The 15,972-nt window shown below is 62.9% G+C and carries 16 protein-coding genes; all 16 read left to right on the forward strand.

Translation table 11 applies throughout. The features are described 5' to 3' along the window. The first annotated feature begins 32 nt into the window (after positions 1-32). The 16 genes from CCC_RS16355 to CCC_RS16425 all read left to right on the forward strand — a co-directional run bounded on the left by CCC_RS16355 (position 33) and on the right by CCC_RS16425 (position 15,969). Positions 33-1,379, forward strand: a complete 1,347-nt coding sequence (locus CCC_RS16355) for a phenylacetate--CoA ligase family protein (protein ID WP_009871276.1) — start codon at positions 33-35, stop codon at positions 1,377-1,379. Continuing rightward, positions 1,376-2,545, forward strand: coding sequence for a UDP-N-acetylglucosamine 2-epimerase (neuC, locus tag CCC_RS16360; protein ID WP_009871277.1), 1,170 nt, complete (start codon positions 1,376-1,378; stop codon positions 2,543-2,545). Before CCC_RS16355 ends, neuC begins: the two co-directional genes overlap by 4 nt. Beyond that, positions 2,542-3,582, forward strand: a complete 1,041-nt coding sequence (locus tag CCC_RS16365; RefSeq protein ID WP_009871278.1) for an N-acetylneuraminate synthase — start codon at positions 2,542-2,544, stop codon at positions 3,580-3,582. The genes neuC and CCC_RS16365 overlap by 4 nt, the downstream gene beginning before the upstream one ends. Then, complete coding sequence (locus CCC_RS16370) at positions 3,579-4,637, forward strand: GNAT family N-acetyltransferase (protein WP_009871279.1); 1,059 nt, start codon at positions 3,579-3,581, stop codon at positions 4,635-4,637. Before CCC_RS16365 ends, CCC_RS16370 begins: the two co-directional genes overlap by 4 nt. Continuing rightward, positions 4,634-5,356, forward strand: coding sequence for an acylneuraminate cytidylyltransferase family protein (locus CCC_RS16375; RefSeq protein ID WP_009871280.1), 723 nt, complete (start codon positions 4,634-4,636; stop codon positions 5,354-5,356). The genes CCC_RS16370 and CCC_RS16375 overlap by 4 nt, the downstream gene beginning before the upstream one ends. After that, positions 5,353-6,198: a class I SAM-dependent methyltransferase gene (locus tag CCC_RS16380; RefSeq protein ID WP_009871281.1), complete on the forward strand. Its 846-nt coding sequence runs from the start codon at positions 5,353-5,355 to the stop codon at positions 6,196-6,198. Before CCC_RS16375 ends, CCC_RS16380 begins: the two co-directional genes overlap by 4 nt. A 103-nt stretch (positions 6,199-6,301) precedes the next feature. Beyond that, the gene (locus CCC_RS16385; protein WP_052473282.1) at positions 6,302-7,072 is read left to right on the forward strand and encodes an SDR family NAD(P)-dependent oxidoreductase; all 771 of its coding nucleotides are present in this window, start codon (positions 6,302-6,304) and stop codon (positions 7,070-7,072) included. A gap of 1 nt (position 7,073) precedes the next feature. Further along, positions 7,074-7,211, forward strand: a complete 138-nt coding sequence (locus tag CCC_RS22470; protein ID WP_160295541.1) for a hypothetical protein — start codon at positions 7,074-7,076, stop codon at positions 7,209-7,211. A gap of 128 nt (positions 7,212-7,339) precedes the next feature. Then, on the forward strand, positions 7,340-8,752 hold the full coding sequence (locus CCC_RS16390; protein ID WP_009871283.1) for a B12-binding domain-containing radical SAM protein: 1,413 nt from the start codon (positions 7,340-7,342) through the stop codon (positions 8,750-8,752). Further along, positions 8,749-9,789 carry a radical SAM/SPASM domain-containing protein gene (locus CCC_RS16395; RefSeq protein ID WP_009871284.1) on the forward strand — a complete coding sequence of 347 codons (1,041 nt, stop codon included), beginning with the start codon at positions 8,749-8,751 and terminating at the stop codon, positions 9,787-9,789. Before CCC_RS16390 ends, CCC_RS16395 begins: the two co-directional genes overlap by 4 nt. A gap of 134 nt (positions 9,790-9,923) precedes the next feature. Continuing rightward, positions 9,924-10,934 (forward strand): Gfo/Idh/MocA family protein, encoded by a 1,011-nt coding sequence (locus tag CCC_RS16400; RefSeq protein ID WP_009871285.1) that lies wholly within the window; start codon positions 9,924-9,926, stop codon positions 10,932-10,934. Between the two features lie 13 nt (positions 10,935-10,947). After that, positions 10,948-11,931, forward strand: a complete 984-nt coding sequence (locus CCC_RS16405; RefSeq protein ID WP_009871286.1) for an SDR family NAD(P)-dependent oxidoreductase — start codon at positions 10,948-10,950, stop codon at positions 11,929-11,931. Next, positions 11,928-13,397, forward strand: coding sequence for a hypothetical protein (locus CCC_RS16410; protein ID WP_041042082.1), 1,470 nt, complete (start codon positions 11,928-11,930; stop codon positions 13,395-13,397). Before CCC_RS16405 ends, CCC_RS16410 begins: the two co-directional genes overlap by 4 nt. A gap of 3 nt (positions 13,398-13,400) precedes the next feature. Beyond that, positions 13,401-14,294: an NAD-dependent epimerase/dehydratase family protein gene (locus tag CCC_RS21315; protein ID WP_052473284.1), complete on the forward strand. Its 894-nt coding sequence runs from the start codon at positions 13,401-13,403 to the stop codon at positions 14,292-14,294. A gap of 55 nt (positions 14,295-14,349) precedes the next feature. Then, entirely contained in the window at positions 14,350-15,333 is a 984-nt protein-coding gene (locus tag CCC_RS16420) for a glycosyltransferase family 2 protein (protein ID WP_009871290.1), read from the forward strand. Positions 15,334-15,414: 81 nt separating this feature from the next. Further along, complete coding sequence (locus CCC_RS16425) at positions 15,415-15,969, forward strand: WbuC family cupin fold metalloprotein (protein ID WP_009871291.1); 555 nt, start codon at positions 15,415-15,417, stop codon at positions 15,967-15,969. Positions 15,970-15,972 lie beyond the last annotated feature (3 nt).

Below are 15,972 nucleotides of genomic sequence, written 5' to 3' on the forward strand. Positions count from 1 at the left end.
GCTCATCGGCACTCCATCCGAGAGATAGCGTTATGCAGTGGTTCGAAAATCCCCTCTTCAGCGAACGGGTCGAATTCCTGGAATCAAGCCAGTACTGGCCGGCGGAGCGCCACGCCGTCTATCAGCTGCGCTCGCTCAGACGCCTGGTCCACCACGTCGCCGCCCATGTCCCGTTCTACCGCGACTTCATGGCAGCCTCGGGAATCCGCCCCGAGGACATCCTCTCCATCGAGGATATCAAGCGCTTTCCCATCATCGACAAGAAAGTGATCCAGGCCCAGCCGGAGGCCTTCCTCGCCGATGGCAGCGACCGCGCCACCTTGCTCCACCGCACCACCGGAGGCAGCACCGGCACGCCGCTCACCGTGTGGTTCGACGGCGACCTTCTGGCCCGCGATAAGGCCAATACCGAACATTACATGCGGGCCATCGGCCTCGACATTTTCACCTGGAAGTCCATCCGGCTCTACGGTGACAAGATCGATCCCGAGATCACCGATACCGGGCGCTATTGGAAGCTGGTGGACGGCCGCAGGCTGGTGATGTCGTGCTATCACATCACCCACGAAACCGCGCCGGCCTACGTGGCCGAGCTCAACCGTTTCCGCCCGCGCTACATCCATACCCGGCCGTCCTCGATCCTGCCCCTGGCCAAGTACATCTTGCAAGACGGTCTGGCGCTCGATCCCATCCGCACCATCGTCAGTGACGGCGAGTATCTCACCGACGGCCAGCGCGCCGTCATCGAGCGCGCCTTCCAGGGACGGCTCTACAACATCTACGGCCATACCGAGGCCTGCGTTGTCGGCCATCCCTGCCATCATTCCGACGGGCTGCACCTGATGCCCCAGGTGGGCGTCACCGAGTTGCTGGACGAGCAGGGACGGGACGTCACCGAGCCCGGCGGACGCGGCGAACTGGTGGTCACCGGCTTCAACAACCCGGTGATGCCGCTGATCCGCTACCGCACCGGCGACGTCGCCTATCTGGGCGAAGGTGGTTGCCGCTGCGGCCGCCACTATCAAATGCTGAAGGGCATCGAGGGCCGACTGCAGGATTATGTCATAGATGCCGCTGGCAACCCGACTCCACTGGCACCCGCCGTGTTCAATTACAACGACATGGACTGGAAGGGCATCAAGGAGTTCAAGGTCATCCAGGACACGCCCGGCGAATTGACCATCCTGATCGTCCTCGAAGCCGAGTTGGCCGCCGATCCCGCTGGCTCCAAGGCCGTGCTGGAGCAGCGTATCGGCGCCATCCTGGCCGGATTCCGTATTTCTATTACCCTGGTCGACGACATTCCCAAGACCAAGATCGGAAAGCACCGCTATCTTGATCAGCGTCTGGACGTGAAAGAGCTGGTATCGTTCCGATGACCAAGCCCCGCCGCATCTGCGTGATTACCGGGTCACGGGCCGATTACGGTCTGCAGTCCCGGTTGATCCAGCTGTTGGCGGATGACCCTCGGACCGAACCCCGCCTGATTGTGACCGGCAGCCATCTGGTGGCGGATTTCGGACTGACCGTGGGCGAGATCGAGGCCGACGGCGTCGCCATCGCCGAACGGGTTGAGTGCGTGCAGGCCGACGATAGTGGCCTGGGCATGGCCAAGTCGCTGGGTTTGGCGGTGATCGGTCTGGCCGAAGCCCTGGGGCGGCAAAAGCCCGACCTGGTCGTGGTTTTCGGCGATCGGTACGAGATGCTGGCCGCAGCCAGTGCCGCCATGGCGCTCAGGCTGCCTCTCGCCCATATCGCGGGAGGTCAATTGACCGAAGGCGCGGTGGACGATGCCATCCGCCACGCCATCACCAAGCTGGCCCATCTGCACTTCACCGCCATCGAACCCTACCGCCGCCGCATCCTGCAACTGGGCGAGGCGCCGGAGCGGGTGTTCACCGTCGGCTCCACCGGCCTCGACGCCATCCGCCTGCGCCCGCGCCTTGGCCGCGCCGAAGTCGAGGCCCGGCTGGGCATGACCCTGGGTGAGCGCTCGCTGATGGTCACCTTCCATCCCGAGACCCTGTCGCCGTTGCCGCCCGAAGCCCAGATCACCGAGATGCTGAGCGCCTTGGGCGGGCTCGACGACGATGTCCGCCTGATCTTCACCATGGCCAATGCCGATGCCGGCGGCCGCGCCATCACCCGGGCGGTGGAGGAGTTCGTCGCCAGGCGTCCCGGTCGTTCCGTCTTGGTGGCTTCCCTCGGGCAGCAGGGCTATCTTTCCGCCCTGGCCCAGGTCCAAGGCGTGGTGGGCAATTCCTCGTCGGGGCTGATCGAGGTGCCGTCCTTCGGCATCGGCACCGTCAATATCGGTGATCGCCAGAAGGGGCGCCTGCGCGCCGCCAGCATCATCGATTGCCCCATCCTCGCCGAGTCCATCGCCGACGCCCTGACCCGGCTGCTGTCGCCCGAATTCCAGGCCATGGCACGGAGCGTGGTTAATCCGTTCGGTGATGGCCATGCCTCGGAGCGGATCTTGGACGTACTCGCCGCACACCCCCTGGACGGCCTCATCCGCAAAGGCTTCGTGGACCTGCCATGACCCAGATTCTGCCCTATGCCCAGCCGGGCCGCGCCTTCATCATCGCCGAAGCTGGTGTCAACCACGACGGCGATATCCAACGGGCCAAGCGTCTGATCGACGTGGCGGCCGAAGCCCAGGCCGACGCGGTCAAGTTCCAGACTTGGCGCCCAGGCGAGATCACCGGCCGCTTCGCCTACAAGGTCAATTATCTCGAAGCCACCACCGAGCAGGCGGAAAGCCGCTATGAACTGTCGTGCCGTCTGGCCCTGCCCTATCCGGTGTTCCGGGAACTGAAAAGCCATTGCGAGGCACGGGGAATTTTGTTCCTGTCCACCCCGGACGGTTTTGACAGTCTGGCCTTTCTGGTCGGCGAATTGGACATGCCCATCGTCAAGATCGGCTCCACCGAGGTCACCCACCCCCAATATCTGGAAGCCATCGGCCGGACTGGCCGCCCGGCCATCCTGTCCACCGGACTGTCCACTCTGGGCGAGGTGGAAAAGGCGGTGGCGGCGCTGCGCCGTGGCGGGGTCGGGCCTCTGGCCCTGCTTCATTGCACCTCGGAATATCCCGCCCCCGATTCTCAGATGAATCTGCGGGCCATGACCACCCTGGGCCGAGCCTTCGGCCTGCCGGTGGGACTATCCGACCATTCCCTGGGGGGAGAGGCGGCCCTGGCCGCCATCGCGTTAGGCGCGGTGATCATCGAGAAGCACTTCACCCTGGACCGCTCGCTGCCCGGCCCCGATCACCAAGCCTCGCTCGATCCCCAGGGGCTGGCCGCCTTCGTCGCCGCCATCCGCCGGGTCGAGGCCATGCTGGGCGACCAAATCAAACGGCCGACCGCTACCGAACTGGCCAATATGAACGGGATCCGCCGGGGGGTGGTCGCGGCCCGTAATCTTGCCGCCGGAACCATTCTCGACACCACGATGCTGGTCTGCAAACGCCCCGGCGGCGGCATCGAACCCGAAGATCTCGACCGCTTGGCCGGCTTTACCCTCCGCCGCGATCTGGCGGAAGACGAGCCGTTGTCCTGGGACGACGTAAAATGACCTCCACCGCCGTCACCGATACGGCGGCCTGGACCGTTTTGCTGAAGCGACTGGATGCTTTCGGCCTCGACGACATCTATTTCCGTCCGGCCTATGCCGCGCTTTACGCCCGGCCGGGCGACTCGATCGAGGCCTTCACCTTCGAGCACGATGATCAGATCTTCCTGTTGCCCTGGGTGGTTCGGGCCATCGAGACCGACACACCGGGAGGACCCGCCTTCGATTTCGAAACCCCCTACGGCTATGGCGGCCCACTCAGCACCAGCGACGACCCCGCCTTCATCACCGCCGCGTGGGAGGCTTTGACCGAGCATTGCCGCCAGCGGGGTATCATCTGCGGATTCTTGCGTTTCCATCCTCTGCTGGATAACCATCGCTGGGCCGATCCCTCCCTGGTTGGTGTGGTGGATGACCGCCAGACCGTCGTCCTGAGCCTGGGTCAATCCCCGGAAAGCGTAACCACCGCCTATGCCCGCGAGACCCGAAACAAGGTGCGCAAGGCGGAAAAGACCGGTGTCAATGTCGCGGTTCGCACCGATTGCAACGGGCTCGAACGCTTCGCCCACCTCTATGCGGAGCATATGGCCGAATTGGGTGCCCACGAGGACTACCTTTTTGGCGAAGACTATTTCAATGCCATTCAGACTTTGGGGGATGGCAATTGGCGGGTCTATCTGGCCCAGTACGACGGAATGGACATTGGCGGCGCCCTGGTGCTGCTGTCACGGCGCTTCGCCCATTACCATCTGTCATCGTCATTGCGGGCCCATGCCGCCCTGGCGCCCAACAACCTGCTTCGTCACGCGGTGACCATGGACCTTCTGAACAGCGGCCGGGAGCGCCTGCATTACGGTGGAGGCCTCAGCGGCGACCCGGCCGACAGCCTGCTCCGCTTCAAAGCTGGCTATTCCCCCGAACGGGCCTGCTTTCGCTTCGGCACCTTCATTGCCGACGGCGCACGCCATGAGGCGATCCGCGCCGAATGGTCGCTGCGCTTTCCCCATCTGGTGGAACGGTTCGGCCGCCGCCTTTTGTGCTACAGGTATCGGACATGATCGACGGTCTTTCGGTTCTGGCGCTGATCACCGCGCGGGGTGGCTCCAAGGGGCTGCCGGGCAAGAATGTCCGACCGCTGGCGGGCCGGCCCCTGGTGGCCTGGAGCGTGGCGCAGGCGCGGGCCTCGGCCCTGGTCGACCGGGTGGTGATCTCGTCCGACGATCCCGAGATCGTCCAGGCCGCCACGGCCGCGGGCTGCGAGGCGCCGTTCATACGCCCCGCGGAGCTGGCCTCGGACACCGCCTCTTCGGTTGAGGTGGCTGTTCATGCCCTGGAGGCCATCGATGGCGCATATGACATCCTGGTGCTCTTGCAGCCCACATCGCCGCTCCGTCATACCGCCGATATCGACGCCTGCCTGCGCCAGCTGGTGGACAACCGGGCGCCGTCCTGCGTCTCGGTGTGCGAAGCGGCCAAATCGCCATGGTGGATGCTGCGCATGGATGAGGCCGGTACCCTGACCCGATTGCTCGAGCCGCTGGATGCCAGCCGGCGTCAGGACCTGCCCAAGGTGTTCGTCGCCAACGGCGCCGTTTATGCCGTCCGCGTTCCCTGGTTGCTGGAGCAGCGGAAATTTCTCGGCGAGGGCAGCGTCGGCCATGTCATGCCCGCTGAGCGTTCGGTGGATATCGATACCGCCCTGGATTTCCGCCTGGCCGAACTGCTTGCCGCCGAGTCCCTTCCGAAGTCCTCCGGAAATGACGGAGAATCGCCATGACCCGACCCGATCGCTGCCTGATCTGCGGCGCACCCGATGCGCAACTGCTCCTGGCCGCCGACCAGCCTGATTCCTACGAAAGACGGGTCGGGGTGACGGAGGATGGCTTTGCCCGCGCCTGGGTTCGCTGTACCGGCTGTGGCTTTCATTATTCGCGTTATTCCCGCGATCCTCAGATCCTGGACCGCCTCTACGAGGATGGCTATCGCGATGCCGCCGCCGCCTGGCGCGGCGCCACCACCGAAGAGGTCTTCCGCAAGGTCATCGCCCTGCCCGACGACCAGTCCGAGACCCGCGCCCGTATCCGCTGGATCAAGCAGGGCATCGCCCAGGCCCAAGGGGCCGACCTGATCCACTGGCCGGCCGCGCCATGGCGCATGGTCGATGTGGGCGGCGCCACCGGCATCATGGCCTACGAGTTCCGCGATTCCCAATGGCTGCCCCATGTGGTCGATCCGGCGCCCGAAGGCCGCTTCGTCGAAGCCTACGGCATCCCTTATATCCAAGCTCCTTTCCGGGCCGGTCTGCTGGACGCGCCGGTGCAGATGGCCAGCCTTGTCTATGTGCTTGAACATCTGCGCGACCCGGAACAGGCGCTGCGCGATGTCGCCTCGGGCCTGGCACCCGACGGTCTGGTCTTCATCGAAGTGCCCGACGCCCTGGCCTTTGGCCGCAAACCGGCCGAGGACGATATCTTCAATTCCTGCCATTTGTGGCTGTTCGACCCGGTCAGCCTGCTGGCGCTGCTGGCCCGGACCGGTTTCGAGGCACTGCAACTGGCGAGAATCCGCACCATTCGCGGCCACTACACCCTGATGGTCCTGGCCAAGGCCTCGGCTTGAGGCCGATTTTGGTGACATTTTCGGAAAATCTCGCTAGTGTACGCCGCGTTTTCCTGGGCGCCTCTTCCGTGCGCCACCCTCGATGTACTGAAAACCGCGCAGAGTGACAGAATCGATCATACCTTCGCTGCGGCATAAGCGGGTCCTGGTGACAGGCGCAGGGTCGGGGATCGGAGCGGCCATCGCCAGTGCCTTCGGTCGTCAGGGAGCGCTGGTCGGGCTGCATCACCGGGGAGAGCCCGACAAGGTGCTGGCCGTCGCCGCCGAGATCGAGGCCTCTGGCTCGCGCGCCCTGTGCTTCAAGGCTGATTTGGCCGATCCGACCCAGGTCACCCGTCTGGGCCGCGAATTCCTGGAGGCCGTCGGCGGAATCGATATCCTGGTCAACAATGCCGGAGGGATCGGAGATTACCCGGACTTCCTGGATCTGACCGAGGAATCCTGGAACCAGGCCATGACCGTCAACGCTCAGGCCCCTCTATGGCTGATTCGGGCCGTCTGGCCTGCCATGGTCGAGGCCCGGTCGGGACGCATTATCAACATCAGTTCCGCCGCGGTGGGATATGGCGGCAGCGTCAACGGAATCCACTATGTGGCGGCAAAGGCAGCCCTGGAAACCATGAGCCTGACCCTGGCCAAGGAAGGTGCCCGGCACAACATCCTGGTCAACGTCGTCCGGCCGGGACTGACCGATACCGGCAATTACCGCAAGATCGCTGGCTATACCGAGGAACGCTACGCCAAACGCACGGCGCTGGTCCCCTTGGGCCGGGCTGGACGCCCCGACGAGATCGCCGCCATGGTGACCCATTTGGCGTCTGGTGACGGCGGCTTCATCACCGGCCAGATCATCGCCGTGGCCGGGGGAGATTGACATGACGGACTCGGCCTGCGCCAAGAAATCGGCGGCAAACCCTTGGCAAAGCCACCATCAGGGACCATCTGCCGATTTTACCAAGGTCTGGACGGGGCTGGACCAGAAAAGAACCGATCAGTGGTTGGAGTTCTGGTAATTTGCGATCAATTCGCATTATAAAGTTCGGCCAATATCTCCGGCCAAGTCTGCGCCTCCCCACGCGCATTGAAGTTCCCGGACTTTCCGCCGCCACCCGGAAAGCTCCCTGAAAGGAAGGGCAAGCCTATGACCTATCCCGTCGTTCTGGTCAATGTATCGCGCAATACCAATGCAATCTCGTTCCCCATGGGGTTGAGCGTGGTTGCGAACGCCCTGCTGCACCACGACATCACGCCCCAGATCATCGACCTGATCCCGGTCATGCCCGACCAGCGAATCGACTACTTTTTGCGCACCATGCCGAAGGAGCCCGCCATTTACGGCTTCAGCATGATGATCGGCAATTTCCACCTTGATCATGCCGAGCATTATGCCCGCCTGATCAAGGAGCACAGCCCCGACAGCATCGTGGTCTATGGCGGATCACTGCCCTCGTCGGTCCCCGAACTGCTGGTCGAAAACTGCGAGTGCGACTTTGTCATCCATGGCGAGGGCGAGGTGGTGTTCCCGGCCTTCGTCAAGGCCCTGCGCGAGGGGGAGAGCTTCCCCGAAGGTCCCGGCATCTTTTACAAGGGCGCCGACGGTCAAGTGGTCGGCACAAAGGCCAAGCGCATGCGCCGGCTTGATCACCTTTCGCGCCAGAATTACAGCCTGTTCGACATGGATTTCTATTCCGGCTACTTCAAGGAAGTGGGCCTGAGCTGGGAAATCATGGCCTCGCGCGGCTGCAAGGCCCACTGCTCGTTCTGCTACAAATTCATGGGTGACGGCATCGGCCTGCGTGAGGTCGGCGAGGTACTGGATGAAATCCAGTACATCATGGAAAATTACGGCATCACGAAGTTTTACTTCGTTGACGAAAATTTCATGCAGATCAAGAAGTACTTCTACTCTTTCCTTGAGGAGAAGAAAAACCGCGGCCTAAACTTTACGTTTATCGCCTCATCGCGCATCGATGAGATTGATGAAGAACGCATCAGCATCGCCAAGGAACACGGACTGACCGCGCTGACCACCGGCGTTGAATCGGTCAACCAGGCGACGCTGAACGCCATCGACAAACGTATCGACATCGAGGATGCCGAGCGGGCGGTCAAGCTTCTGCGTCAGTACGGCATCCGCCCCCATGTGAACCTGATCATCGGATTCGAGTGGGAGAGCGAGGACGATTATAAGGCCATGCTCGAATTCATCGAACGCAACGACCTGCGCGGCACGGTGAAGCTGTCATATCTGACCCCGCTGCCCGCCACCCGCCTTTATGAAGACGCCAAGAGCCGCAACAAGCTAGGCAAGCCCGAATTCGAATATGTCCGCACCTTGGGCAATCTATATTGGGAGCTGATGGTCAACATGACCAACATGCCCGACGAACTGCTCAAGCACTATTACGCCCTGATTTCCGACGTCGGCAAGGAAACCCGCGCCCTGCCCGTCACTCCGGCCTATCGCCAGAACCTCAATGACGATCTGGTCATGTACAAGACGGTCGCGGCGCCGTCCCCACCTCCCGCTCACGCCGCGTGGAGCTTGCCGTGAACCAGGTTTCCGCCCGACGCCCCGTCACCGTTACCGGCGAGGACTGGTTCGAAATCGCCAAGACCTTGGAGATTTCCAGCGAAAGCGTGGTGCAGGATTTCTTGCGCGATAACCCCGGCTTCGCCGCCGATCTGGTTATTCCCAAGAGGGTGACCATCGAAACCGTGTTCGGCTGCAACGCGCGCTGCGGCATGTGCGTCATCGATCAGCCCACCGAACGCCCCAAGGGCACCATGCCCTTGGAGCAGTTCAAGGCGATCGTCGATAAACTAGTCCCCTACCGGGATCGTATCGAGATGATGGATTTCTTCGCCCTCGGCGAACCCCTGATCGATACCCATCTGTTCGAACGTATCCGCTATGTCAAGGCCAAGGGATTCCGCCGTTTGGCCTTTGCCACCAACGCCCATCTCCTGACCGCCGCCAAGCGCCGCGACCTCTTGGAAAGCGGCATCGACACCGTCATTTTCAGCATCGACGGCATTACCAAGGCCACCCACGAATCCATCCGCGAACGCGTGAATTTCGACAAGGTCATGGAAAATGTTCAGGCGGTCATCCGCGAACGCGACCAGGGCGACTTTAAGACACGCTTCGTGGTCCGCTTCGTTCGCCAGGCCAAGAACCGACATGAGTGGGAAGAGTACAAGGCCTTCTGGTCCAGCCGGATTTCCCCCGACCGCAACGACGTGGTGACGTCTTACGACATGCATACCTGGGGCGGCCAGGTGGCCAACAAGGACGATGTCATCGGCGGCGAACAACAGCGCGACGAGATGGTGGAGCGCCTGCCCTGCCACCATGCCTTCGACAAGCTGACGATCCTGGCCGACGGCTCCATTCCGCTGTGCTCCGAGGATATCCTGGAGCCCGCTTACGGCTTCGGCAAGATCGGTGACCAGGACCCCATTCAGGTCTTCAATTCCGAACGCCTGCGGGCCATGCGGCGGCTGCATCTGGCCGGACGCAAAGCCCTCCTCAAGGGCTGCGGCGAATGCACTCTGCTTTACAGCGAGCCGCGACGCGGAAGCGACTGACGGCCAGCCCGCATACCAGCCCTTGCCGCCTGCCTCTGGACAGGTTTACAACGTAGGCCCGGTTCCGGTCGCCCATCCGCGGTCGGCCCCCAAGCCAACAGGCCGCCCGCCCGCGGTTCCCAGGGAGTAGCGTCATGACGGTCAAGATCGGTGTAGTGGGTTACGGCTATTGGGGACCCAACATCGTCCGGAATTTCGCGGAAACCCCTGGAGCTCAATTGGTAGCCGTCAGCGACCTTCGCGACGACAAGCGCGCCTTGGTCGAGCGTCGCTATCCCGGAATCCGCGCCACTCGCGACGCCCGCGAGATCTTCGCCGCCACCGATATCGACGCCGTGGCCATCGCCACCCCGGTGGGCTCCCACTACGAACTGGCCCTGGCGGCCCTGCGGGCGGGAAAGCATGTCTTGGTGGAAAAGCCCATGACGGCCGATGCCGCCCAGGCCCGCCACCTGATCGAAGAGGCCGAAAAGCGCGGCCTGACCCTGATGGTCGACCACACCTTCTGCTACACCGGCGCCGTCCGGAAAATGAAGGAGATGGTCGAGACGGGCGAACTGGGCGACCTCTATTATTATGATTCCCTGCGGGTCAATCTTGGCCTGTTCCAGCATGACGTCAACGTCATCTGGGATCTGGCGGTGCACGACCTGTCGATCCTGGAATTCGTGGTGCCGCACAAGCCCCTTGCCGTTTCGGCGGTCGGCATGAGCCATGTCCCCGGAACACCCGAGAACCTCGCCTATATCACCGTCTTCTACGACAGCCCGTTCATCGCCCATGTCAACGTCAACTGGCTGGCCCCGGTGAAGGTGCGCAAGACCCTGTTGGGCGGCAGCCGCAAGATGGCGGTCTATGATGATTTGGAGCCGTCCGAGAAGCTCAAGGTCTACGACAAGGGTATTACCACCACACCCAGCCCGGAGCAGATCTACCAGATGCTGGTCGGCTACCGCTCGGGCGACATGTGGGCTCCCCAACTGGCCGGAACCGAGGCACTGTCCCTTGAAACCCGCCACTTCATCGATTGCATCAAGGGCAAGACCCAGCCCGTCACCGATGGCGCCATGGGCCTCGGAGTCGTAGAAATCCTTGCCGCCGCCAGTCAGTCCATGGCATTGCGCGGCCAGCCGGTCGATCTGTAGGAGAGCATTGAATATGGATCTGGCGGGCAAGCGCATCCTGGTCACGGGAGGAGCCGGCTTCATCGGCTCGGCCATTATCGATCAACTGGCGACCGAAGGCTGCTCTGAGATCGTGGCGGTGGATAATTTCGTGCGCGGCAGGAAGGAGAACCTTGACGCGGCCCTGGCGCGCGGCAATGTCCGGCTGGTGGACGGCGATATCCGCGACCGCTCCCTGATGGATGGTCTGGTGGCGGGAAGCGACCTGATCTTCCACATGGCCGCCCTGCGCATCACCCATTGCGCCGCCGAACCGAGGCTGGCGCTGGAAGTGATGGTGGATTCGGTCTTCGACCTGCTGGAACTGGCGGTCAAGCACAAGGTCGAAAAGATCGTGGCGGCCTCGTCGGCCTCCATCTACGGTCTGGCCTCGCACTTCCCCACCACCGAGGCGGAAAACCCCTACGACAACCGCACCCTCTACGGCGCCGCCAAGGCCTTCAATGAAGGTCTGCTCAAGTCGTTCGCCGATATGTACGGCATCCGGTATTGCGCCATGCGTTATTTCAACGCCTATGGCCCGCGCATGGACATTCACGGCAAATATACCGAAGTGCTGATCCGCTGGATGGAACGCATCGACGGCGGGCAAAAGCCGCTGATCTTCGGCGACGGGCTCCAAACCATGGACTTCGTTCATGTGGACGACATCGCCAGGGCCAATATCCTGGCCGCCAAGTCCGACTGCGTCGAGGACGCCTTCAACGTCGCCAGCCAGACCGAGACCAGCCTGCGCCAATTGGCCGATCTGCTGTGCAAGGTCATGGGACGCGAAGGTCTCGAGCCCGAATACGGCCCAGAACGCTCTGTCAATCCCGTGCCGCGCCGCCTGGCCGATATCTCCAAGGCCCGGGCCCTGCTGGGCTTTGAACCTCGCGTCAACCTCGAAGACGGCCTTCGCGGCCTGGTGGACTGGTGGCGGACCGAGCGGGCCCGCTTCGAGCAGCCCGCCGGATGAGCCATCAGGCGCCATCCTTTCGCTTTGCCACATTCGCGGCGGTGGCCTTGGTCATTGTGACCGGCGCCGCCCTGCAATCCCAGGTCGCCATCAGCCGCGACATCGCCTATTTCATCTACAACAACGCGCGCATGCTGGCCGGACAGCAGGTGGTGGGAGCCGATGCCCCGCTTTATTTCACCGGCCTGATGGTATCGAACTTCATCCTCTACGCGCCGGTTTCCGCCCTGGTCGCCATGGGGGTGAATGCCCAGGCAGCCCTCTTCACCTATGTTTTCGCCATGTTCGCTCCCGCGGGCTTGGCTCTGTACCGCCACTACAGCCAAACCGGGCGGCAGCCCCTGGCCATGGCCATGACCAGCGCCCTGGCCGTCATGGCGTTCGTCTTTCCCATCGACATGTTCGGCCAGCGGGAACACTTCTTCTTCCTGCTGCTGGTCCCCTATGCCGTGTACATGATGAAACGGCTGGACGGGCCGGATGCCGCCTTTGCTTCCCCGGCGGTGATCGCCTGCACCGTCCTTGCCATTCTGATCAAGCCCCATTTCGTCTTCGCGCCAGCCGCCGCTGAAATTGTCGCCGCCTGGCGCGAAGGCAAGTGGCGGGCACCGTTCAACCGCGTGGTCCTGGCCATCGCCATCACCTCGTCGGCCTATTACGGCTGGGCCCTGTCCACCATGGCCTCCGATCCCAACCGGCAATTGGCGGTTCAGCTCAATCAGGCATACTTCTACCATCCATTCAGCGAGATGATCTTTCGCAAGTACAGCCTTCTCTGGGTGGGAACGGCGGGGGCCTGGATGACGGCACGGCTCTTCAGACGGACTGATTTCGGCACCGATCTCTGGCCGATTCTCTGGCTTGGAGCCCTCGGCGCCGCCTTGGTGCAGCAAAAGGGAGTGGATTACCACTTTCTGCCGGCAACCGCCTTCGCCCTGCTGGCCTCAGTGCACGCCGCTGGCGTTTCTCCCCCAGGCCGCCGACGGACCGCGACCGCGCTGCTGGTGGCTGCCTTCATCGTCCTGGCGGGCTGGCGTGGCCAGACCAAGCTGCGCGACGAGCATGCGGCACTGAACCAGATCCGACAACTGGAAGCCGCCGTTCTGCGCCATGCGGGTGATCGTCCGTTTCTGCTTGTCTCGACGGATCATTGGCCGCTTTACCCCATCCTGGTGCGGACCGGCCTGATTTATGCGTCGCGTTTCAACACCTTCTGGTTCATCGATTCACTGGCGGCGGTGGAAGCGCGCCGAGGTCCGGTCGAGGGCTCCGTCCACCGGGCATTGGAACAGGCGGTCGTCGAGGATTTTCAGCGATATCGTCCCCGTCTGGCGGTACTGCGCCGCGACGAGGAGCCTGAATTGACCCGCTTCCTGACAAACCCGCCCATCTCCGGCCTTCTGGCCCGTTATCGGGAAGTGGAAGACGTGGACGGCTTTCGCTTCCTCATCGCCGAGGGGGATTGAATCATGAGCGTATCGCCCCGCGTGCTGGTGACCGGGGGATCCGGTTTTGTCGGACTGGCCGCGGTCAAGGCCCTGCTGGCCGCTGGTCGCCGGGTGACCGCCACCACCACCCGTCCCGGCACGCCACCCCTGACCGCTGAGGGTCTGGACTGGGTGGGCTGGGACGCCGAGACGACGACGCTTCCCCCAATGGAGTGGGACGGCATCGATGCCGTTTGCCATCTGGCCGTCCCGCGCCAGCTTTCCCCCTTTCCGGATCGGGCGGCGGCACTTTATGCCGTCAATGTCCAAGCGACCTTCGCCTTGCTCGAAGCGTCCCGCCGCCACGGCGTCCGCCGCTTCCTACTGGCTTCGACCGGTGACGTCCTGGCGCCTGAATCTGAACTGGCCCCTGATGGCGACACCGGTTACGCCCCCCGGAATTTCTACGGCAGCAGCAAAATTTGCGCCGAAGTTCTGACCCAGGCCTATGGCGACATTTTGTCTCCCGCGATCTTACGCATCTATCACCCCTACGGCCCCAACGGAGAGCGGTTCCTGATCAACCGTCTTTTACGCAAGGTCGAGGCGGGCGAGGAAATCCGCCTGGAAGGAACCGACGGCATCCTCGTCAACCCCATTTGGATCGACGATCTCGGCCAGGCGATCGCCCGGCTGGCGGAAGGCGAGCAGACCGGCCTGTTCAACCTGGGCGGCCGGGAATTCCTCCGCCTCGGCGCGCTCTTGCGGCTGGCAGGTGAATTATGTGGGCGCACGCCATTGCTGCATTCCTCGGGCGCTCCGCCCGACCCCCGGCACGCGGGCGAGGTCGAGGCCAGTTGCCGCCGACTGAATTGGGCTCCACGGATCGATCTACGTGAAGGACTGTCTCGGCTGCTGATCCCGGCCGATGGTTGACGACCTGCCCCAAAAAGCGGCACAAACAGCACCGGATCAAAGCCTTGAGGTCGTGATGCACACCGAGCTTGCCGGAACCATAACCTATTCCATCGTCGTGCCCGCCTATTGCGAGGCGGGCAATATCGGTGAATTCCATCGTCGCCTCAGCGCGGCAATGGAACCTTTGGACGGAGAATGGGAACTGATCATCGTCGATGACCGCTCCATCGACGAAACCTTTGCCGTGGTTTCGGAACTGGCCGCCCGCGATCCTCGGGTGCGAGGCCTGCGCTTCGCCCGTAACCAGGGCTCGCATACCGCCATCCTGTGCGGCCTGCACCACGCCCGGGGCGAATGTGCCGTCGTCCTGGCCGCCGACCTGGAGGATCCGCCCGAACTGGTTCCGCAACTGGTGGCCAAGTGGCGCGAGGATAAGGCCAAGATCGTCTGGGGCGTCCGCGGCCGGCGGCTGGCTCAAACCCGCTCGACCTTGTTCTTTGCCGGAGCGTTCTACTTCATTCTCCGCCACGTCATGGGCATGAAGGAAATGCCAGCCAGCGGTACCGACTGCTTCCTGGCCGACCGCGTCGTATTGGACGCCCTGGCCCGCTTTCCCGAGCGCAATCTCAACGTGATCGCCCTGCTGCTTTGGATGGGATTCGACCAGGCCTTCATGGTCTATGACAAGCAGCCCCGCCACCATGGAAGCTCGGGCTGGACCCTGGCCAAGAAGATCAAGCTGGCCATCGATTCGGTGACGTCGTTCAGTTACGTCCCCATCCGCTGGATGTCCCTGATCGGGGTTGGAGTCGCCTGCGGCGGATTTCTATACGCCGGTCTGGTTTTCGTCATGAGCCTGTTCGACCGCGTTGTCCCGGGATGGTCCTCGCTGATGTTCGTCGTGCTGGTGCTCGGCGGAATGCAGATGATGATGCTGGGCATCTTGGGAGAATATCTCTGGCGGACACTGGACGAAGGCCGCCGCCGCCCCCGCTACATCGTCGAGGACACCGCGGGCAAGGCCGAACCCGCCGATTTAAGGGGCGGAGAGGGCTGATCGCGGGCGGTACTGGTGGACTTTACCGGTGATTTCAGGCACCCTCCCGGCCCACGGTGACCCGCGTTTCAGAGGAAGTCGATGACCCGTTCCGCCTCCTATGTTTCCCTCGACGACCCCGAAACCTGCTGGAAAGATCCCAACGCAAAATCCACGGGTTTTTTCGCCAGGCACCAGCAGATCTGCCTGACCCGCGACGTGGTCGAACAGATCAAGCGCACCGCCCTGGACAGCGGGGTCAATTGCCGGCTGTCGCTGCATACCGGCCCCGAGGATGACTTCCACGAGATGATCATCTTCCAGCATCGGGATCAGTACTACCGGCCGAAAAAGCATATCCGCCCCAAGTCGTTCCATATGATCGAGGGTGAGATGGCGGTATTCGTCTTCGCCGATGACGGCGAGGTGATCGACGCCCAGATCGTCAACACCACCACTAACCTGATCTATCGGGTCGGCGCCAATCTCTTCCACACCGACGTGCCGCTCACCCCTTATGTCGTGCATCACGAGAGCACGCTGGGGCCGTTCCTCGGCAAGTCGGATCACACCTTCGCCCCCTTTTCGCCGCCCGCCGACGACAAGGAGGCCTATTTGAAGTTTCGCGACGGCCTGCTGAAGCTGGTCGGTCGCTGAGTT

This window comes from Paramagnetospirillum magnetotacticum MS-1, from assembly GCF_000829825.1.
GTDB lineage: Bacteria > Pseudomonadota > Alphaproteobacteria > Rhodospirillales > Magnetospirillaceae > Phaeospirillum > Phaeospirillum magnetotacticum.